At 63.2% G+C, this 18,185-nt stretch carries 18 protein-coding genes; 11 read left to right on the top strand and 7 right to left on the bottom strand.

The features are described from left to right. Nucleotides 1-108: 108 nt before the first annotated feature. From ACS4RS_RS05935 to ACS4RS_RS05955, 5 genes are all read left to right on the top strand, one after another. Complete coding sequence (locus tag ACS4RS_RS05935; RefSeq protein ID WP_439011734.1) at nt 109-1,020, top strand: pirin family protein; 912 nt, start codon at nt 109-111, stop codon at nt 1,018-1,020. Nucleotides 1,021-1,347: 327 nt separating this feature from the next. Then, complete coding sequence (locus tag ACS4RS_RS05940; RefSeq protein ID WP_439011733.1) at nt 1,348-2,025, top strand: FCD domain-containing protein; 678 nt, start codon at nt 1,348-1,350, stop codon at nt 2,023-2,025. After that, nucleotides 2,022-3,314 carry an MFS transporter gene (locus ACS4RS_RS05945; RefSeq protein WP_439011732.1) on the top strand — a complete coding sequence of 431 codons (1,293 nt, stop codon included), beginning with the start codon at nt 2,022-2,024 and terminating at the stop codon, nt 3,312-3,314. Before ACS4RS_RS05940 ends, ACS4RS_RS05945 begins: the two co-directional genes overlap by 4 nt. Nucleotides 3,315-3,410: 96 nt before the next feature. Beyond that, nucleotides 3,411-4,943: a S10 family serine carboxypeptidase-like protein gene (locus tag ACS4RS_RS05950; protein ID WP_439011731.1), complete on the top strand. Its 1,533-nt coding sequence runs from the start codon at nt 3,411-3,413 to the stop codon at nt 4,941-4,943. Between the two features lie 10 nt (nt 4,944-4,953). Next, complete coding sequence (locus ACS4RS_RS05955; protein WP_439011730.1) at nt 4,954-5,355, top strand: GFA family protein; 402 nt, start codon at nt 4,954-4,956, stop codon at nt 5,353-5,355. Between the two features lie 74 nt (nt 5,356-5,429). Here the strand turns inward: ACS4RS_RS05955 and ACS4RS_RS05960 are convergent, their stop codons facing one another. Then, the gene (locus ACS4RS_RS05960) at nt 5,430-6,137 is read right to left on the bottom strand and encodes a glutathione binding-like protein (RefSeq protein ID WP_439011729.1); all 708 of its coding nucleotides are present in this window, start codon (nt 6,135-6,137) and stop codon (nt 5,430-5,432) included. 113 nt (nt 6,138-6,250) lie between these two features. On the opposite strand from ACS4RS_RS05960, the gene ACS4RS_RS05965 reads away from it, so the two are divergent. Further along, nucleotides 6,251-7,144, top strand: a complete 894-nt coding sequence (locus ACS4RS_RS05965) for a LysR substrate-binding domain-containing protein (protein WP_439011728.1) — start codon at nt 6,251-6,253, stop codon at nt 7,142-7,144. A gap of 23 nt (nt 7,145-7,167) precedes the next feature. Here the strand turns inward: ACS4RS_RS05965 and ACS4RS_RS05970 are convergent, their stop codons facing one another. Beyond that, a complete protein-coding gene (locus ACS4RS_RS05970; protein WP_439011727.1) occupies nt 7,168-8,751 on the bottom strand; it encodes a peptide chain release factor 3 in 1,584 nt (527 codons plus the stop codon). A gap of 90 nt (nt 8,752-8,841) precedes the next feature. Between ACS4RS_RS05970 and dut the strand changes: the two genes are divergently transcribed. Together dut and ACS4RS_RS05980 are read left to right on the top strand one after the other, a co-directional pair. After that, entirely contained in the window at nt 8,842-9,312 is a 471-nt protein-coding gene (gene dut / locus ACS4RS_RS05975) for a dUTP diphosphatase (protein ID WP_439011726.1), read from the top strand. Beyond that, nucleotides 9,312-10,211 carry a GNAT family N-acetyltransferase gene (locus tag ACS4RS_RS05980; protein ID WP_439011725.1) on the top strand — a complete coding sequence of 300 codons (900 nt, stop codon included), beginning with the start codon at nt 9,312-9,314 and terminating at the stop codon, nt 10,209-10,211. The genes dut and ACS4RS_RS05980 overlap by 1 nt, the downstream gene beginning before the upstream one ends. A 12-nt stretch (nt 10,212-10,223) precedes the next feature. On the opposite strand, the gene ACS4RS_RS05985 is transcribed toward ACS4RS_RS05980, so the two are convergent. Further along, nucleotides 10,224-10,688 (bottom strand): Lrp/AsnC family transcriptional regulator, encoded by a 465-nt coding sequence (locus ACS4RS_RS05985; protein ID WP_003583755.1) that lies wholly within the window; start codon nt 10,686-10,688, stop codon nt 10,224-10,226. Nucleotides 10,689-10,800: 112 nt separating this feature from the next. Here ACS4RS_RS05985 and ACS4RS_RS05990 point away from each other — a divergent pair, with 112 nt between their 5' ends. Next, entirely contained in the window at nt 10,801-11,703 is a 903-nt protein-coding gene (locus ACS4RS_RS05990) for an EamA family transporter (protein WP_439011724.1), read from the top strand. A 45-nt stretch (nt 11,704-11,748) separates the two neighbouring features. On the opposite strand, the gene ACS4RS_RS05995 is transcribed toward ACS4RS_RS05990, so the two are convergent. Continuing rightward, nucleotides 11,749-12,267, bottom strand: a complete 519-nt coding sequence (locus tag ACS4RS_RS05995) for a ferritin-like domain-containing protein (protein WP_439011723.1) — start codon at nt 12,265-12,267, stop codon at nt 11,749-11,751. 228 nt (nt 12,268-12,495) lie between these two features. Here ACS4RS_RS05995 and ACS4RS_RS06000 point away from each other — a divergent pair, with 228 nt between their 5' ends. Further along, entirely contained in the window at nt 12,496-13,113 is a 618-nt protein-coding gene (locus ACS4RS_RS06000) for a LysE family transporter (protein WP_439011722.1), read from the top strand. A gap of 144 nt (nt 13,114-13,257) precedes the next feature. Beyond that, nucleotides 13,258-14,220: a cysteine synthase A gene (gene cysK / locus ACS4RS_RS06005; RefSeq protein WP_449313913.1), complete on the top strand. Its 963-nt coding sequence runs from the start codon at nt 13,258-13,260 to the stop codon at nt 14,218-14,220. A 167-nt stretch (nt 14,221-14,387) separates the two neighbouring features. Here cysK and ACS4RS_RS06010 read toward each other — a convergent pair whose 3' ends face one another. The 3 genes from ACS4RS_RS06010 to gshB form a co-directional block, all read right to left on the bottom strand. After that, entirely contained in the window at nt 14,388-15,251 is an 864-nt protein-coding gene (locus ACS4RS_RS06010) for a hypothetical protein (RefSeq protein WP_439011721.1), read from the bottom strand. Between the two features lie 263 nt (nt 15,252-15,514). Beyond that, the gene (locus ACS4RS_RS06015) at nt 15,515-17,047 is read right to left on the bottom strand and encodes a YifB family Mg chelatase-like AAA ATPase (RefSeq protein ID WP_449313914.1); all 1,533 of its coding nucleotides are present in this window, start codon (nt 17,045-17,047) and stop codon (nt 15,515-15,517) included. A 178-nt stretch (nt 17,048-17,225) separates the two neighbouring features. Continuing rightward, nucleotides 17,226-18,173, bottom strand: coding sequence for a glutathione synthase (gene gshB / locus ACS4RS_RS06020; RefSeq protein ID WP_439011719.1), 948 nt, complete (start codon nt 18,171-18,173; stop codon nt 17,226-17,228). Between the last annotated feature and the right edge of the window lie 12 nt (nt 18,174-18,185).

Below are 18,185 nucleotides of genomic sequence, written 5' to 3' on the forward strand. Positions count from 1 at the left end.
CGAAAGCCTGTGTTCTTTTGTGAACGCTGCGTTGTGCTTCGGGCAGGCTTCGCGCTTGACGGCCGGGCCGCTATAGTTGCTGCCAAGTTGAACCTTCAAGAGGACACCATGTCGATCCGCCCCGTCAAACATGAAAGTACCGCCACACCGACCATGGAAGGTGCGGGCGTGAAGCTGCACCGCGTCTTCGGCTTCGGCGATCCTACGATGACCGATCCCTTCCTGATGATGGACGATTTCCGCAATGACAATCCGGCGGAATATATTCGCGGTTTCCCATGGCACCCGCATCGCGGCATCGAGACGATCACCTATGTGCTTGCGGGCACCGTCGAACATGGCGACAGCCTTGGCAACCGCGGCCTGCTCGGCGCCGGCGATATCCAGTGGATGACGGCCGGCAGCGGTATCATGCACCAGGAAATGCCGAAGGGCGATTTCGCCGGCCGCATGCACGGTTTCCAGCTCTGGGCAAACCTGCCCTCCTCGCTGAAGATGACGGCGCCGCGCTATCAGGACGTCAAATCCGCCGACATCCCTGTCGTCGTCGATGATGACGGCACGGCCGTGCGGGTAATATGCGGCGATTTCTGGGGCAAGATCGGTCCCGTCGACGGCGTCGCCGCCGAGCCGATCTATCTCGACGTCTCGGTGCCGCCCGGCGGGAAGAAGCGTCTGCCGGTCGAAACCTACCGCAACGCCTTCGCCTATATCTTCGCCGGCTCCGGCACCTTTCGCGATGCGTCGAAACCCTTCGGCGTACGCGTCGAAAAGGAAGTCGACGGCGAGGAGTTGAACATCCGCGACATGTCCGGCAACCGCACGCTCGTGGTCTTCGACAGTGGCGACGAAGTGACGGTGCAGGCGGGAGACCAAGGCATCCGCTTCCTGCTTGTATCAGGCAAGCCGATCGAGGAGCCGGTCGCATGGCACGGCCCGATCGTGATGAACTCGCGCGAAGAAATCATGCAGGCGATGCGCGAGCTGCAGAACGGCACCTTCATCAAGGCGGCGCATTGATCGCATTTCACTCTTGCATCTGCGAAGAATCGGCCTACCTTTGACCTATCAACAACAGAACGAAAGGAAGGTGATCCAATGTCTAATGAGATTTCGGACCTCGTAACGGGCATGGGAGAGGTGATGAAAGCGAGGCAGCCCTCGCTGTAATTCCCGCCTTCCTGGGGCTGCTTTGACAGTCCAGGCCAGTTTGAGGCCAAACTCATGGAAAGGGTCGCCGAGGCGGCCCTTTTTATTTGCGTCACTTCAGTCCTGAATTTCGGCCGTTGACGGGAATGCGAAATCCCACTACTCATAAAGTCATCTGATGACTTTATGAGTAGTGGGATGCGCGCAATCAGCAGGACCAATCTCGCCGATGAGGCAATCGAGGCGATCCGCAGTGATATTATCGGCAAACGCTGGGCGGTCGGAGAGAAATTGCCGAACGAGGCTTCGCTGTCGGCCATGCTCTCGGTGAGCCGCGGCACGGTGCGCGAGGCGGTGCGGGTTCTCGTCTCCCAGGGTTATCTCGAAACCCGGCAGGGTTCGGGAACCTATGTGCGCGCGACCAGCGATACCGGCCGGGCGCTGACCATGGCCCGGCGCGCCAGCCTGCGCGACCAGTTCGAGGCAAGCCTGGCGCTCGACGTCGAGGCCGCACGGCTGACGGCGATCCGCAAGAGACCGGAGACGGTTGCCGGGCTTCGCCGGCTGCTTGCCGAACGCGGCAGTTACGGCGGCGGCGATCAGGCTGCCTTTATCGAACGCGACCTTGCCTTCCACAAGGCCGTCATCGCCGCTTCCGGCAATCGGGCGATGATCGAGATCTATGATTTCTTCTCGGCCTCGATCGCCGATACCATCGCGGCGACGCTCGGCAAGGATATTCCCGAACCGGATATGCAGGCGCATGCCGATATCGTCGACGCCATCGAAACCGGCGATCCCGACAAGGCGGATTTGGCGGTGCGCCGCTTCATGGCCCCGGTTCTTGCCGCCCTCGACCGGATGATCCTGTCATGAACACGCCTTCCAACGATCTCGCCGCCACGCTCGACCCATCCGACGAACTGCTGATCGATGCCGAGGCCGGCAGCCTGCCGCCGCCGCAGGCAACACCGGTGCGCGGCGCCGCGGATCGTTTCCTGCTTGGCGCCAGCCTCGTGCTGATCGCCTTCAACCTGCGCCCGGTCTTTTCGAGCGCTTCGGCGCTGCTGCCGGAGATCCGCTCGGAACTTGGTCTCACCGCGCTCGGCGCCAGCCTGCTGACGACGCTGCCGGTCGTCTGCCTCGGGGCATTCTCGCCGCTGGCACCGCGTCTTGCCCAGCGCCTCGGTTCCGAACGGACACTGCTCGGCGTCATCCTGCTTCTGGCCCTCGGCACCGCTTTGCGTGGGCTCTCCTCCGTACCGCTGCTCTTCATCGGCACCGCCCTGGCAGGCGCCTGCATCGCCGTCGGCAACGTGCTGCTGCCGGGGCTGGTGAAACGGGATTTTGCCGGGCGCGCAGCGCTGATGACCGGCTTCTACACGATGGCGCTCTGCGCCGGTGCGGCCAGTGCGGCTGGGCTGACGCTGCCGATCGAACACGCGCTCGGCGGCTCTCTCCAAGGCGCGCTCGCCATCTGGGCACTGCCGGCGCTCGTCGTCGCCTTGCTCTGGCTGCCGCAGGTTCTGCGCAGCGGAGGCCAGGCAAGGCGAAACGGATTTCATATCAAAGACCTCTGGCGCGACCGGCTTGCCTGGCAGGTGACGCTGTTCATGGGTCTGCAATCGGCGCTTGCCTATTGCGTCTTCGGCTGGCTGGTTCCGATCCTGCGCGAACGCGGCCTCGACGGCGTCACTGCCGGGGCGATCGTTTCGCTCTCGGTGATGGTGCAGGCCGCATCCTGCCTCATCGTGCCGCATATCGCCGTGCGCGGGAAAGACCAGCGGCTGATCAATGCGAGCCTTTGCGGCGTCGCCGTCACCGCCCTGCTCGGCCTGCTCTTTGCGCCGCTTTCGACCGTCTGGCTCTGGGCTTTGCTGCAGGGCATCGGCCAGGGCGGACTGATCGCGGCTGCGATGACGACGATCGTGCTGCGCTCGCGCGATCCCGATGTTGCCGCCCATCTCTCCGGCATGGCGCAATGCGTCGGTTACCTGCTTGCCGCCATCGGCCCGCTCATCGTCGGCCTCATCCGCGGCTGGACCGGCAGCTTTTCCTGGTGCGCCGCCCTCTTCGTCGCGCTTGGGCTCGGTGCCGCGATCAATGGCTGGAAGGCCGGCCGGTCGGTTGAGATCAATGTTCATGCCGTGGAGAAGGCGAGCTGAGCCCTCACCGTCCCATCACCATCTCTTGATGCCGGTCGCCCGGCCGCGGATGTTACGCTATCTCAAGCTGCAGTCTGCACCGCCGGAGGAGACATCTTGCGTTTACGACCTCTGTTTCTGTTTGCCGCGCTGGCGGTGTCGCTGGCCCCTGCCCTTTCCCCGGCTGAGGAAAGCGCCCAACCCGGGGCAAATGTCGAGCGCAGCGCGCGCGACGGCGTCCTGAAGCTGCTGCCGGCCGATTCCGTCACCGAGCACGAGCTGACGATCGGCGGCCGGAAGGTGGCCTATACCGCGACCGCCGGCACGCTCGATCTCTTCGGCCAGGACGGCGCGCCGACCGGCGCGATCTTCTACACCGCCTACGTCGCGAAAGGCAGCGGGCCGGACCGGCCGCTGACCTTCGCCTTCAACGGCGGGCCGGGTGCGGCTTCCGCCTTCCTGCATCTCGGGCTGGTCGGGCCCAAGGTGCTCGATTTCGGGCCTCAGGCGCGCGACGGCGCGCATGCGCAGCTCGTCGACAACCCGCAGAGCTGGCTGGATTTCACCGATCTCGTGCTGATCGATCCGATCGGGACCGGCTGGAGCCGGACGGTGAAGGCCGACGACGCCTCCAACTATTACAATGTCAACTCGGACACGCAAAGCATCGCCAAAGCGATCGCGCTTTATATCGCGCACAACAACCGCTCCAACGCGCCGAAATATCTTCTCGGCGAGAGCTATGGCGGCTTCCGCGCCGCCAAGGTCGCCTCGGCACTGCAGGAAAGCCAGGGCATCATCATCGCCGGCGCGGTGATGCTGTCGCCCTTGCTCGAGGGCCAGCTGATGTTTAATGCCGATCAGTTCCCACTCGGCGCAGCGCTGGAGCTGCCGTCGCTGGCGGCGGCCGAACTCGACCGGCACAACGTCTTCGACGAAGGTAAGCTGCGCGAAGCGGAAACCTTCGCGCTTGGGGACTATCTGACGACGCTCGCCGGCCCGCCGCCGACGGGTGCCGATGCCGCCGCCTTCTATGGCAGGATCGCCGGGCTGACGGGCATCCCTGAGGATATCGTGGCGCGCAACCGCGGCTTCCTCGGCAACTCCTTCGTCAAACATTCCGACGGGGGCAGCGGCGAAGTGATGAGCCCTTACGACGCCTCTTTTGCTGCCCCCGACGCCTATCCGGAATCGGATTACGACCGCGGCGACGACGCCATTCTCGACGGCTTCACCCGCGCGTATGGTGGCGCCTTTGCCGACTATGCCCGCAACCAACTCGGCTTCAAAACCGAGATGACCTATTCGCTGCTCGACAGCGATATCAGCCGGCGCTGGGAATGGGGCAGCGGACGCGGCGGCGGATCGCGTTTCCAGGCAAGTGCCACCGACGACATCAGGCAGATGCTTGCCTCGAACACGGCCTTCCATCTGCTGATCGCCCATGGCTACAGCGATCTGGTGACGCCTTACGGCGTCAGCCGCTACGTGGTCGACCACCTGCCGCCATCGCTTGGCAGCGGCCGCGTCGGGCTGAAACTTTATCGCGGCGGGCACATGTTCTATACCAAGGCCGATCGGCGCGCCGCCTTCACGGCGGATGCCAAGGCTTTCTATGCCACGCGCCCGGCCGCTTCGCCGGCGGATTGAGGAAATGTCGATGCATATCACCGGAGGATGCCATTGCGGCGCGATCCGCTATCAGGCGGAGATCGAGCCGGAGCGGGTCTCGATCTGCCACTGCACCGATTGCCAGCGGCTGACCGGCACTGCCTATCGCATCACCGCGCCGGCGCGGCCGGGAAGTTTCGAGCTCACCTCAGGTGAGCCGCGCGGCTATGCAAAATACGGCGACAGCGGCGGCCTCAGCCGACAATTCTTTTGCCCGAACTGCGGATCGCCGCTCTACCGCACCGATGGCGACGGCGGCGCGATCGGCATCCGCCTCGGCGGCATCGACCAGCGGCGGGAGCTGACGCCGAGGAAACAGATATGGTGCCGCTCGGCCTTGCCGGGAGTGGAGAATATCGAGCCGCTGCCACGGTCCGATCGCGAGGATTGACGCGGCAGGGTCGTTTAGGCCGCGGATTATTCAGGTAGCGGCCACCGCATCCGAAGCTGCGATGGCCACTGGGTTCAGGCGGCCTGCTTCAACAGGCCGAGCGCTTCGGCAAGTTCGACCTCGCCGAGGAAACCGCCGCTGCTTTTGGCCTCCTGCCGGTGTTCGACCGCATGGGCGAAACGCACGGCCGGCTGCTGCTGCATGCGCTCATAGAGGCTATGAAGGCTGGGAAACTGCTGCCGGTCGACGACTTTGTGAAAATCGTTCCAGCGGGCAATCCCTACGAAATAGGCATCGGCCAGGCTTGGGCCGTTGCCGACAAGCCATTCGCGGCCATCGAGCAGCCGTTCCAGCGTGTAATGCGCCTTTTCAACCGCCGTGATGCCATAGGCAGCCAGCGCCTGCTTCTGCTGCGGCTCCAGCGGGTGTTCCAATGCATACCAGAGCGGGCCGAAGGCCTTGAAGAAACTGGTGTTGAGAAAAGCGAGCATCTGGTTCAGGCGATCGAAATCCTCCGACCCCTGCGCGAAACCGCGACCGGTGCCGATCGCGCGGGCGCCGATGTGCTGGAGGATCGCCATGCTTTCGCTGATGACCCTGCCATCCTCGAGCAACAGCGACGGCGTTTCGCCGACGGGGTTGACCCTGAGGTAGTCGTCGCTGGAAACCATCTCCGGCATCTCGACGCGGCAGAGCCGGTAAGGCAGGGCGGACCATTCCAGCGCGACGATCGAGCCGAAGGAGCAGCCTTCCGGGACGCCGTAAAACAATATGGGTGACATCAATCGTTCCTTTCAGAATTGAACCGTTTGGACGTGATCAATGTGCCGATGTGGACGATCTTGCGGTAGCGGCTATAAATGCACCCCAATGTCTACGCTAATGGAAGATGATCATGGCGCTTTTCAACCTCAACGACCTGCATCTCTTCGTGCAGGCGGTCGATAGCGGCGGTTTCACGGCGGCGGCGAGACATCTCGGCATGCCGAAATCGACGGTCAGCAAGCGGGTTGCGGAGCTGGAAGGCCGCCTTGGCGTGCGGCTGATCCAGCGCACGTCACGGAGCTTCGCGCTGACCGAGCTCGGCCGGGAATTCTTTCAGCACGCCCAGGCCTCGATCATCGAGGCGGAGATGGCCGAGGGCATCGTGCGGCGGCATCTGGCTGAACCGGCCGGCAGTGTCCGCTTGACGGCTTCGGTGCCGACGGCGCAGTTCACGCTCACCGAGCATCTGCCGGCATTGGCGGCGCGCTATCCGAAGGTCCGGCTTTCCGTGCATGTGACCGACCGTTTCGTCGATATCGTCCAGGAAGGCTTCGACATCGCGCTGCGCAGCCACCGCGCGCCGCTGCCGGATTCAGCGCTGGTGCAGCGCAAGCTTGCCAGCCATCCCTTCCTCATTCTCGCGTCGCCGGAATACATCCGTGCCCATGGGCAACCGCGCAGGCCGGAAGAACTGACACAGCACGCGACGATCATGACCAGCCTGACCGACAATCAATGGCGGCTCTATTGCGATAGCGGCGACGAGGCGTTGGTCACACTACAGTCCGTCATGGCGGCGGATGAGCCCTCCGTGCTGATGGAAGCGGCAGCGGCCGGGATCGGCATCACCTGCCTGCCGACATCGGTCTGCCGGAACGCGCTGGCGACCAAGCGGCTGGTGCGGATGCTGCCGGACTGGACCGCCGGCAACATCGAAACGACCATCCTGATGCCGCACCGGCGTGGCCAACTGCCGGCGGTGCGCGCCGTCGTCGATTTTTTGGCGGAACGGCTCGCCGGCTAGAACCGCGAGAATTGCTTTGGGCATCACGCCGCCTTGGCGGCGTGATATTCCTTGATGGCGACCATCTTGATCGCCGGATGGCGTTCGGACTCGTAACGCAGTGAGAAACCGTCCTGGGCGAGGAAGACCGGATCGCCGTCGAGATCGCGGGCGATATCGCCGCGTTTGACGGTGAGGAATTTTTCCAGATCGGCCGGCTGATCGGCCGAGATCCAGCGGCAGACGGAGAAACGCGACATTTCGAAGGAGACCGGCAAGCCGTATTCGGCCATCAGCCGCTCCTTCAGAACATCGAGCTGCAGGGCGCCGACGACGCCGACGATTGCCGGCGAGCCGTCCTCCGGCGAAAACAGCTGGACGACGCCTTCTTCGGCCATCTGCTGCAGGGCTTCCTTCAGCTTCTTCGCCTTCATCGCATCTTCCAGGCGCACACGGCGCAGGATCTCGGGCGAGAAGTTCGGCACGCCCTGGAAGACCAGGGCTTCGCCTTCGGTCAGCGTATCGCCGATGCGCAGCGTTCCGTGGTTGGGAATGCCGACGACATCGCCGGCATAGGCGGTGTCGGCGAGCTGGCGCTGCGAAGCGAAGAAGAATTGCGGCGCCGTCAGGCCGAGCTGCTTGCCGGTGCGGGCGAGCCTCGCCTTCATGCCGCGCTCGAGCTTGCCGGAGCAGATGCGGGCAAAGGCGATGCGGTCACGATGGTTGGGGTCCATGTTGGCCTGGATCTTGAAGACGAAGGCGGTCATCTTGTCGTCGGTCGCATGCACCGTCCTGGTATCGGCGACCTGGTCGCGCGGCGGCGGCGCGAATTCGCCGAGCGCGTTGATCAGGTCGCGAACGCCGAAATTGCGCAGCGCCGAGCCGAAGAAAACCGGCGTCATATGGCCTTCCAGGAAGGATTCGCGGTCGAAGGGGCGGCAGGCCTCGATCGCCAGCTCCGTCTCCTCGACGAAGGCCCGACGCTCGTTTTCCGGCAGCCGGTCGGCAACGCTCTGCGGGCCGTTGACCGGCGTTCCCTCGACTTCGGTATCCGAGCCGCGCACCGTGTTGGCGGCAATGTTGTAGGAGCCGCAGAAGGTTTTAGAGCGGCCGATCGGCCAGGTGATCGGCGCCGTATCCAGCGCCAGCTTTTCCTCCACCTCGTCGAGGATCTCGAAGGGATCGCGGCTTTCGCGGTCCATCTTGTTGATGAAGGTGATGATCGGAATATCGCGCATGCGGCAGACTTCGAAGAGTTTTAGCGTGCGCGGCTCGATGCCTTTGGCGGCGTCGATGACCATGACGGCGGCGTCGACGGCCGTCAGCGTGCGGTAGGTGTCGTCGGCAAAATCCTCGTGGCCGGGCGTGTCTAGGATGTTGAAGACGTTGTCGTTATATTCGAAGGTCATCACCGAGGTGACGACGGAGATGCCGCGCTCGCGCTCGATCTTCATCCAGTCGGAGCGCGTCTGCATGCGATCCTTCTTCGCCTTGACTTCGCCGGCAAGCTGAATGGCGCCGCCGAACAGCAGCAGCTTTTCGGTGAGCGTCGTCTTGCCCGCGTCCGGGTGAGCGATAATAGCGAATGTGCGGCGGCGGGAGACCGCCTCGGCGAGACTTTCGGCCATACTATGAATCCTGTGGAATTGCCGCGTATCTAGCGATTAAAGCCCGGCATTGCAATTGACCTCGGCGTTCGCTGCGCAAAGTAATGGGCCATGACCATTCATCATGATGTGAGACCGACGCTGAACCTCATCCGCCTGGCCAATGGCGAAGGCCTCGACCTGCCCGCCTATGAAAGCAAAGGCGCGGCCGGCATGGACCTGCGCGCCGCCGTCGACGAGGCAGCGCCGCTGACGCTTCAGCCCGGCAAACGGGCGCTGGTGCCGACCGGCTTCATCTTCGAGATCCCCGAAGGTTTCGAAGGCCAGGTGCGGCCGCGCTCCGGCCTTGCCTTCAAACACGGCATCACCTGCCTGAACTCGCCCGGTACCGTCGACAGCGACTATCGCGGCGAGGTGAAGGTGCTGCTCGCCAACCTCGGCGACGAAGCTTTTATCGTCGAGCGCGGCATGCGCATCGCCCAGATGGTGATCGCGCCGGTGACCCAGGTGCGGGTGGCCGAAAGTGCTGCCGCAAGCGAGACGACGCGCGGCGCCGGCGGCTTCGGTTCCACCGGCGTGTGATGACAAAGCGCCCCGACAGCGCGGGCCTCTTCTTCCGGCAGGATTATTTCGGCGACCCGGCCGGCTGGGCGGCCTTGGTGCGCCTGCTCCAGGATATTTTCGGCATCGATATCGGCCCGCTGCAGCAGCTCGGCGGCCCCGACTCTACCAGCATGCCGTTCGGCTGGTTCGATGCCGAGGGCGGACTTGCGGCCAATATCTCTGCCTTTGCGCTGCCCTTTGTCCTCAACGGCCGGATCGTCCATGCCGCTGGGCTGCAATCGGGTGCGGTGCGGCCGCCATGGCGCGGCCGCGGGCTCTATCGTGATCTGACGGTGAAGGCGCTCGACTGGTGCGAGCGGCAGGGTTTTGAAGCCGTCATCCTCTATACCGACAAGCCGTCGCTCTATGAGCCCTATGGTTTCCGCGCGATACCACAGCATCGATATCAGGGAGCGGCACCAGACCCCTCGATTTTTTCAGGACCTGCCCGGCCGCTTGCGCCGAGCAATGCGGATGATCTTGCCCTGCTACACTCGCTGCTGAACGCGCGAAGCCCGGTTTCGACGTCGCTCTCGGTCGCGGCGGATGCAGCGATGTTTCTCATCAACACGCAGCTCGATCCCGATGTCCGCGTCAGCTTCATGGAAGACATGCAAGCGGTGGTCGCCTGGAAGATGGATGAGGCGGGCCGCTTCGGCCTGCTCGATGTCGTGGCGGCCGAGATCCCGACGCTTGCAGCGATCCTCGGCGGGCTCGACATCGCCTCCGCCGCCGTCGAGGTGTTTTTCCGTCCCGACAAGCTCGACTGGGCGGGCGCGCCGCAGCCGGTGGAAAGCGGCACGGTATTGATGCTGCGTGGGCTCGGCGACGAGGCCCCGCACTTTCCGGCGATGCTGTCTCCGATGGCGGATTTCTAAGAGTTCGCCGCCTTACTTTTTCCGTGACAGCGGCGGCAGGCGGCGTTTGACGGGCGAGGCTTTGATCATCGCGGTGTTGGTCTCCGCCCGCTCGGCGACCCTGTCAAGGAGACCGTCCAGCTCCGCCATCGAGCGGATGACCAGGCGGGCGATGAAACAATCCTCGCCGGTCACCTTGTCGCATTCGACGATTTCCGGAATCTCCTGGATGAGCCGTTCGACGATGTGCAGCTGTCCCGGCAGCGGCCGCACACGGACGATCGCCTGCAGGGGATAGCCGACGGCGGCAGGATCGAGATCGATGGTGAAGGCCTTGATGACGCCGCGCTCCTCCAGCCGCCGCAGGCGCTCGGCCGCACTTGGCGAGGAAAGGCCCACCTGCTGCGCCAGCTCCTTCAGCGAGATGCGGGCGTTGCCGGCCAGCGCCTCCAGAATGGCCTGATCGGTTTCGTCGAGCGATTGCACATCGTTAGGCATGGCGTCCTTCAATCCTCATATGATTAGGTCATTTAGATCATACTCCTTACTATAGCCATATAAAATCGTTCACTACCGCAATATTCTGATGCCATCGAAAACGGAGGCGATCATGAGTGGCGATATCAAAAGAGGCACGGCTGAGATGACGACAGCGATGCTGATCTCGGGGACGATCGGCTGGTTCGTCGTGATGTCGGGCCAGCCGGTCAGCGGCGTGGTCTTCTGGCGCTGCCTGTTCGGCGCACTCACCCTGCTCGCCATCTGCGGTGCTCTCGGGCTGCTGCGGCCCGGCATCCTCACGTGGCGCACCTTCGGCATTGCCGTCTTCGGCGGCGTCGCCATCGTCTTGAACTGGCTGCTGCTGTTTGCCTCCTATTCGCATGCGACGATCTCGATCGCCACGACCGTCTACAACACCCAGCCCTTCATGCTGCTGATGCTCGGCGCGCTGTTTCTCGGCGAAAAGATCACCGCCACCAAGCTGTTCTGGCTGATGCTTTCCTTCGCCGGCATGGTGGCGATCGTCCAGGCGAAACCGGGTGGGAGCGGCAATGCGGTCGACGGCTACGGCCTCGGCATCCTGATGGCGCTGGGCGCGGCCTTCTTCTACGCGCTGGCAGCACTTGCCGCGAAATGGCTGAAAGGCACGCCGCCGCATCTGATCGCGCTGATCCAGGTCGCGACCGGCATGCTGATGCTGGCGCCGATGACCGACTTTTCCCATCCGCCCACGGATCTCGGGACATGGGCGATCCTTATCACCGTCGGCGTCGTCCATACCGGGCTGATGTATGTGCTGCTCTATGGCGCGATCCAGAGGCTGCCGACGCATCTGACAGGGGCCCTCTCCTTCCTCTATCCGATCGCGGCGATCCTCGTCGACCGGCTGGCTTTCGGCCACGCGCTGCAGCCGATGCAGATCGCCGGTGCCGCAATCATCCTCATTGCCGCCGCCGGCATGAACCTCGGCTGGAGCCCAAGATGGCTGCGGCCGCGGGCGCTGCAGAGCTAAGAGCCGGGCGTGGCGCACATATGACACCCCGCCCGGCTGCCGATATTATTTCTGCCGCCGGGTCGTTTCGAACAGGAACCAGGTGCGGCGCTCACCCTCGTCAATCCAGTTCTCGATCAGGCTGGCGGTCGCGACATCATTATGCTCGTCGCAGAGACCATGCACCTCGCGCAGCAGCGAAACGAGCTGACCATTGTCCTCGCGCAGTTCCGACAGCATTTCCTCCGGCGTGACGAAATCCGCGTCATTGTCGGTTATGCGCTGCTGGCGGGCGATCTGGCCGATGGAGCGCAACGTCACGCCGCCGATCTTGCGGGCGCGCTCGGCAATATCGTCGGTCATGGCGAAGATCTGCGCTGCCTGTTCGTCGAGCAGCAGATGATAGTCGCGGAAATGCGGGCCGGACATGTGCCAGTGGAAGTTCTTGGTTTTCATATAAAGGGTGAAGACATCGGCAAGCAGCGCGGTCAGCGCCGCCGAAATATCGGTGACGGCATTGGTCGGCAGGGTGGAAGGCGTCTTGAGCGGCGAAAGTCTGCGGGTCTCGGCTGAGGACGGGGACATTCATTCTCTCCTTGGCGATAAAAATCTCGACGCCGCCGGTCGTTTCGAGCGCAGAAGACGCTGACGGCGCGCGTGCAGAAAGAGAACTAGCAAGGCCGGACCGCTTTCCAAGTGGACCGAGGTTCAGCAGACCTATTCCTTATGGTTATGGACCGATCAGCACCGAGGCATTGATGAAGCCGCGACGCGCGCCTATAGAGAAGCCGCGCAATCTCATGGATATCAAAGATGAGCCTTACCGCCCTGATCGCCTATGCCGGAGCGCTGTTCATCGCCGCTGCCATTCCCGGACCCGGGATTACCGCCATCGTCGCCCGCGCGCTCGGCTCGAATTTCCGCGAGACCTTCTTCATGGGCCTCGGCCTGGTGCTCGGCGACATGACCTATCTTACCGCGGTCATTCTCGGCCTCGCCTTCGTGGCGCAGACCTTCACCGAGGTGTTCATCGCGATCAAGATCGCCGGCGCCCTCTATCTCGGCTATATCGCCTGGAAACTCTGGACGGCGGGACTGCTGCCGCAGGACATCGCGGCGAAGAAATCCAGCAATATCGGCCTGTCCTTCCTCTCCGGCCTGCTGGTGACGCTCGGCAATCCGAAGACGATGCTGTTTTATGTCGCGCTTGCGCCGACGCTGATCGATATCGGCAATATCGGCCTCAGCGACTACGCGCTGCTGCTCGCCGTCACCTTCGTGGTGCTGATCGTCGTGCTGGTGCCCTATATGCTGCTGGCCTCGCGGGCCCGCACGATGCTGAAAAAGCCGCATGCCTTGAAGGCGCTGAACCGGGTTGCGGCCGGCATCCTCGCCGGTACGGCTGCCTTCATCGCCACGCGGGCGGCCTGAAATAAACATCCGGCAAGAAACGGTTTTCAAAGCTTTTTTTCTCCGCGGCCCGCTCCTCCGGCATGAACGCGGTCTGGCCTCTTCACGCCTTTGACCCTATTCTCCTCCTCGATTTCAGGAACAGGATTTCAAAGGGAGGCACTCATGTCGCACAAGCCCGGCCGCGGCCGCATCTATTCCTCGATCACCGAGACCATCGGCAACACGCCGCTCGTGCGCTTCGACAAGCTGGCGCGGGAAAAGGGCGTGGTGGCCAACCTGATCGGCAAGCTCGAATTCTTCAACCCGATCGCCTCCGTCAAGGACCGCATCGGCGTGGCGATGATCGAAGGCCTGGAAGCGCAGGGCAAGATCACGCCAGGGAAGACCGTGCTGATCGAGCCGACCTCCGGCAACACCGGCATTGCGCTTGCCTTTGCCGCCGCCGCCAAGGGCTATCGGCTGATCCTCACCATGCCGGAAACCATGTCGGTCGAGCGCCGCAAAATGCTGGCGCTGCTCGGCGCCGAGCTGGTGCTGACCGAAGGACCGAAGGGCATGAAGGGCGCCATTGCCAAGGCTGAGGAATTGGCGGGGTCGCTTCCTGATGCCGTCATTCCGCAGCAGTTCGAAAATCCGGATAATCCCGAGATCCACCGCAAGACGACGGCCGAGGAAATCTGGAACGACACCGACGGCACGGTCGACATCGTCATATCAGGCATCGGCACCGGCGGCACGATCACCGGCGTCGGCCAGGTGTTGAAGAGCCGCAAACCCGAGATCCAGATCATCGCCGTCGAGCCCGCCGATTCCCCGATCCTCTCCGGCGGCAATCCCGGCCCGCACAAGATCCAGGGCATCGGCGCCGGCTTCGCCCCGAAAATCCTCGATACCGGCATCTATGACGAGGTCGTCACCGTCACCAATGACGAGGCCTTCGAACAGGCGCGCCTGGTCGCAAGGCTCGAAGGCGTGCCGGTCGGCATCTCCTCGGGTGCGGCGCTGGCCGCCGCGATCAAGGTGGGAAGCCGCCCGGAGAATGCAGGGAAGAACATTGTCGTGATCATCCCGTCCTTTGCGGAACGGTATCTGTCGACGGCGCTGTTTGAGGGGCTTGGGAGCTAAGGTAGGCATTGGCCGGAGTATCGCTCGGTCGTTCATGCTCGTAGGTTATCGGTGCTCTTCGGTGCCCGCCTCAGGCTACTGATGAAGTCAGCCCTCTTCAGGGCTGTCTGGTGGCCCGAATGAGCACGCCATAGGCTTGGCCCGATGTTATATGCGAGAGCTTGCTCTCAACGCCCTTCGTTCGATGCGCGCACCCGTGCCTCTGTGTCATTCTTCATCTTCCCCCACGCCGTGTTATTCTCGAAATAGTCTTTCAACTTTTTCCAATCATCAAGCCGAGCGACAACTACTTTGGGGTCAAGAGGCTCGCGTCGAGCGATTCGATGTTCGAATAACTCACCCACGAGGAGGTTCTGCATGTCGATTTGAAAGTCGTAGATGAAGCCACCGAAGCTATCAATCGCGTTGACTAGCGCGTCGGTCGCTACTTCGAGCCCTTGAATAGTGGCGGCATCCGGCATCGTCCATGGGAAAAGCAATCCTTGTTGAGGACCATTCGGGTTCTCCGCTGGCATCAAACGAATTGCGAGACTGCGGTACGGGGTGAACGCGATCCCCTCGTCATGGATCGCGACGTTGAAAGCTGTGCGGTACATCTCAAGGCCGGGATGGATCACGCCCCAACGCTCGGTCAAGGAGATCAGGGCTATTGCCGCCTGGCTGAAGCGCCCCTGCTCTTCGAACAAAGTCGGTGCCCGAGCCCCCGGGACGCGCCAATTTAGACCTGCCTGCGACATCTCCCTGTAGAGGTTTAGGTCGGTGACAAACCTACGAGCGTAGGACGAATATGACACCTCTGCATCAACCGCGTTACGACACAGATCAACAATCTCTTCGTAAATTTGCATTTTCAGTTTGAGCGCTTCGGTATGCCTCACTTGCGATGTCGCGCGTTTGGCCTGCTTGGCATTCTGCCAAATGACAACCAGAGCACCTAACGTGGCTGCGACGACTGTTGCGATTGCGCCGATGAATGGTGCGAGCGAAGCCCATGGAAATTTGTGCCACAATTGGGAAAGAAAGTTGGACATTAGGCTCCCGCATTTGATGCGTGACCAAGCAGTGGTTTGAGAGAGTGGTAATACAATCTTCTCCGACGAAAATTAACGCTGAATAGGTCGACATTGGCAAATCAGGTGAGGTCGGGGGACGCTGGCTTCACCGCAATCACATGGCAGCTTGCATCTGAGCGAGCCCCATGGCGAGTATACCGTTCGTCCACTCCTCGACGCGAATGGCAATGTTAGTTTCCTCTTCTCGGTAGGCGCTCGCCCTCGCAGAACGTCCTCTCTTCTTACGCCGCCGCCGTCAGCCTCTCGCCCGCAATACGGTAAGAGATCGCCTCAGCCAGATGCAGGCGGCCCACGGTCGGTTTGCCGTCGAGGTCGGCCAGCGTGCGGGCGACCTTGAGGACGCGGTGGTAGCCGCGGGCGGAGAATTTCATTTTTTCGGCGGCGCCGCGCAAGAGCTGCAGGCCGCCGGCGTCGGGTTCGGCGAGTTTTTCGATCATGGCGGTGGAGCAGAGAGCATTGGTGCCGATGCCTTTGGCGCCGGCGGCCTCGAAACGCTCCTGCTGGATCTCGCGGGCGCGGGCGACGCGGCGGGCGACGTCAGCGCTGGATTCCGCCGCCATCGGGCGGATCAGATCGGCGGCGGAGACGGCGGGCACGTCGATGCGGATATCGATGCGGTCCATCAGCGGGCCGGAGATGCGGGCCTGGTAATCGCTCATGCAGCGCGGGCCGCGGGCGCAGGTGTGGCCCGGCTCGCCGGCCATGCCGCAGCGGCAGGGGTTCATTGCCGCGATCAGCTGGAATTTCGCCGGATAGGAGACGCGGTGATTGGCACGGGCGATGACACATTCGCCGCCTTCGAGCGGCTGGCGCAGCGCATCCAGCGCCTGCGGCGTGAATTCCGGAAACTCGTCGAGGAAGAGCACGCCGTGATGGGCAAGCGAGGCTTCGCCCGGCCGGGCACGGATGCCGCCACCGACCAGCGCTGCCATGGTGGCGGAATGATGCGGGGTGCGGAACGGCCGGCGGTCAGACAGCTTGCCGCCGGTGAGCTGGCCGGCGATCGAATGGACCATCGACACTTCAAGCAGTTCAGCGGCCGAGAGCGGCGGCAGGATCGACGGCAACCTTGACGCCAGCATCGATTTGCCGGAGCCGGGAGGCCCGACCATCAGCAGATTGTGGCCGCCGGCGGCCGCCACTTCGAGGGCACGCTTGGCGCTTTCCTGGCCCTTGATCTCGGCAAGATCCGGCAGGTTGGCGGCATTGGCGCGGATCGATGCTTCCGGCCGGGTGAGCACCTGCGTGCCGCGGAAATGATTGGCAAGGGCAATCAGGCTACGCGGAGCGAGTATATTGACCTCGGCGCCGGCCCAGGCGGCCTCGGCGCCGCTTTCTGCGGGGCAGATCAGCCCCTTGCCGAGCGCATTGGCGCCGATCGCGGCCGGCAGCGCGCCCGATATGGCGGCGATCGTGCCGTCGAGATTGAGTTCGCCGACGACGACATAATCCGACAGCGCATCGGCGGGAATGGCGCCAAGTGCGGCCATCAGGGCAAGCGCGATCGGGAGATCGAAATGCGAGCCCTCTTTCGGCAGATCGGCTGGCGCCAGATTGACGGTCACCCGCTTGCCCGGCAGCGCCAGGCCGGAGGCGTGAAGGGCCGCCTGCACACGCTCGCGGCTTTCAGCCACCGCCTTGTCGGGCAGGCCGACGATCTGCATGCCGATCTTGCCGGGCGCGATCATGACCTGGACCTCGACCGGCACCCCTTCGATGCCCTGAAATGCCACCGTACTGACACGCGCGACCATAAACCCATCCCCCTGCCCGCAAACTCTTATACCGCCCGCAACCCTTCAGGGCCAGCGGTTGCAATCTGGCATGGAAGCAGGAATAAAACAAGAACAAGAAAGGAACGTAGTCAGATATAGACTGTGACCGAGGTTGTGCCTGGTCACAGCAGGTGCGTGGGGTCGAGGAGCCGCAGGCTCAGGCGCGCTTGCGCTCGATCGCATCCCAGAGCAGGCTTGCGATATCGGCGCCGCCGAACTTCTTGACCTCGCGGATGCCTGTCGGCGACGTGACGTTGATCTCGGTCATGTAATCGCCGATCACATCGATGCCGACGAGCAGGAAGCCGCGTTCTCTGAGGGCCGGGCCGATCCGTTCGCAGATTTCCTTCTCGCGTGGCGTCAGCTCGGTCGCCTCGGCGCGGCCGCCGACATGCATGTTGGAGCGGCTGTCATGTTCGGCCGGGACGCGGTTGATGGCGCCGGCAAATTCGCCGTCGACCAGGATGATGCGTTTGTCGCCCTTTCGGACGTCAGGCAGATATTGCTGGGCGATGAAGGGCTCGCGGAAAAGCTGGCCGAACATTTCGAGCAGCGAGGAGAGGTTGCGGTCGTCGCGGGTCGAATGGAAGACGCCGGCGCCGCCATTGCCGTAGAGCGGCTTCAGGATGATGTCGCCCATCTCGTCGCGGAAGCGGCGGATCTCGGCGGCATCCTTGGTGATCAGCGTCTTCGGCATCAGGTCGGCGAATTCGGTGACGAAGATCTTTTCGGGCGAATTGCGCACCCAGGCCGGATCGTTGACGACCAGCGTCTTCGGATGGATGCGCTCGAGCAGATGCGTCGAGGTGATATAGGCCATGTCGAAGGGCGGGTCCTGGCGCAGCAGCACGACATCCATGGTCGACAGATCGACACGCTCAGGCGCGCCGAGCTCGAAGTGATCGCCCTTGACGTCGCGCAGCAGCATCGGCTCGACGCTGGCATAGAGCTTGCCGTCGCGGAAGCTCAGGCGCTCGGGCGTATAATGGAACAGCCGGTAGCCGCGCGCCTGGGCTTCCAGGCTCATGGCGAAGGTGGAGTCGCCCGCGATAGTGATGCCGGCGACATGATCCATCTGGACCGCTACATTGGTGATCTTGGCCATTTCCGTCCCTCG

It is taken from the genome of Rhizobium sp. F40D2, assembly GCF_051810745.2.
Lineage (GTDB): Bacteria > Pseudomonadota > Alphaproteobacteria > Rhizobiales > Rhizobiaceae > Rhizobium.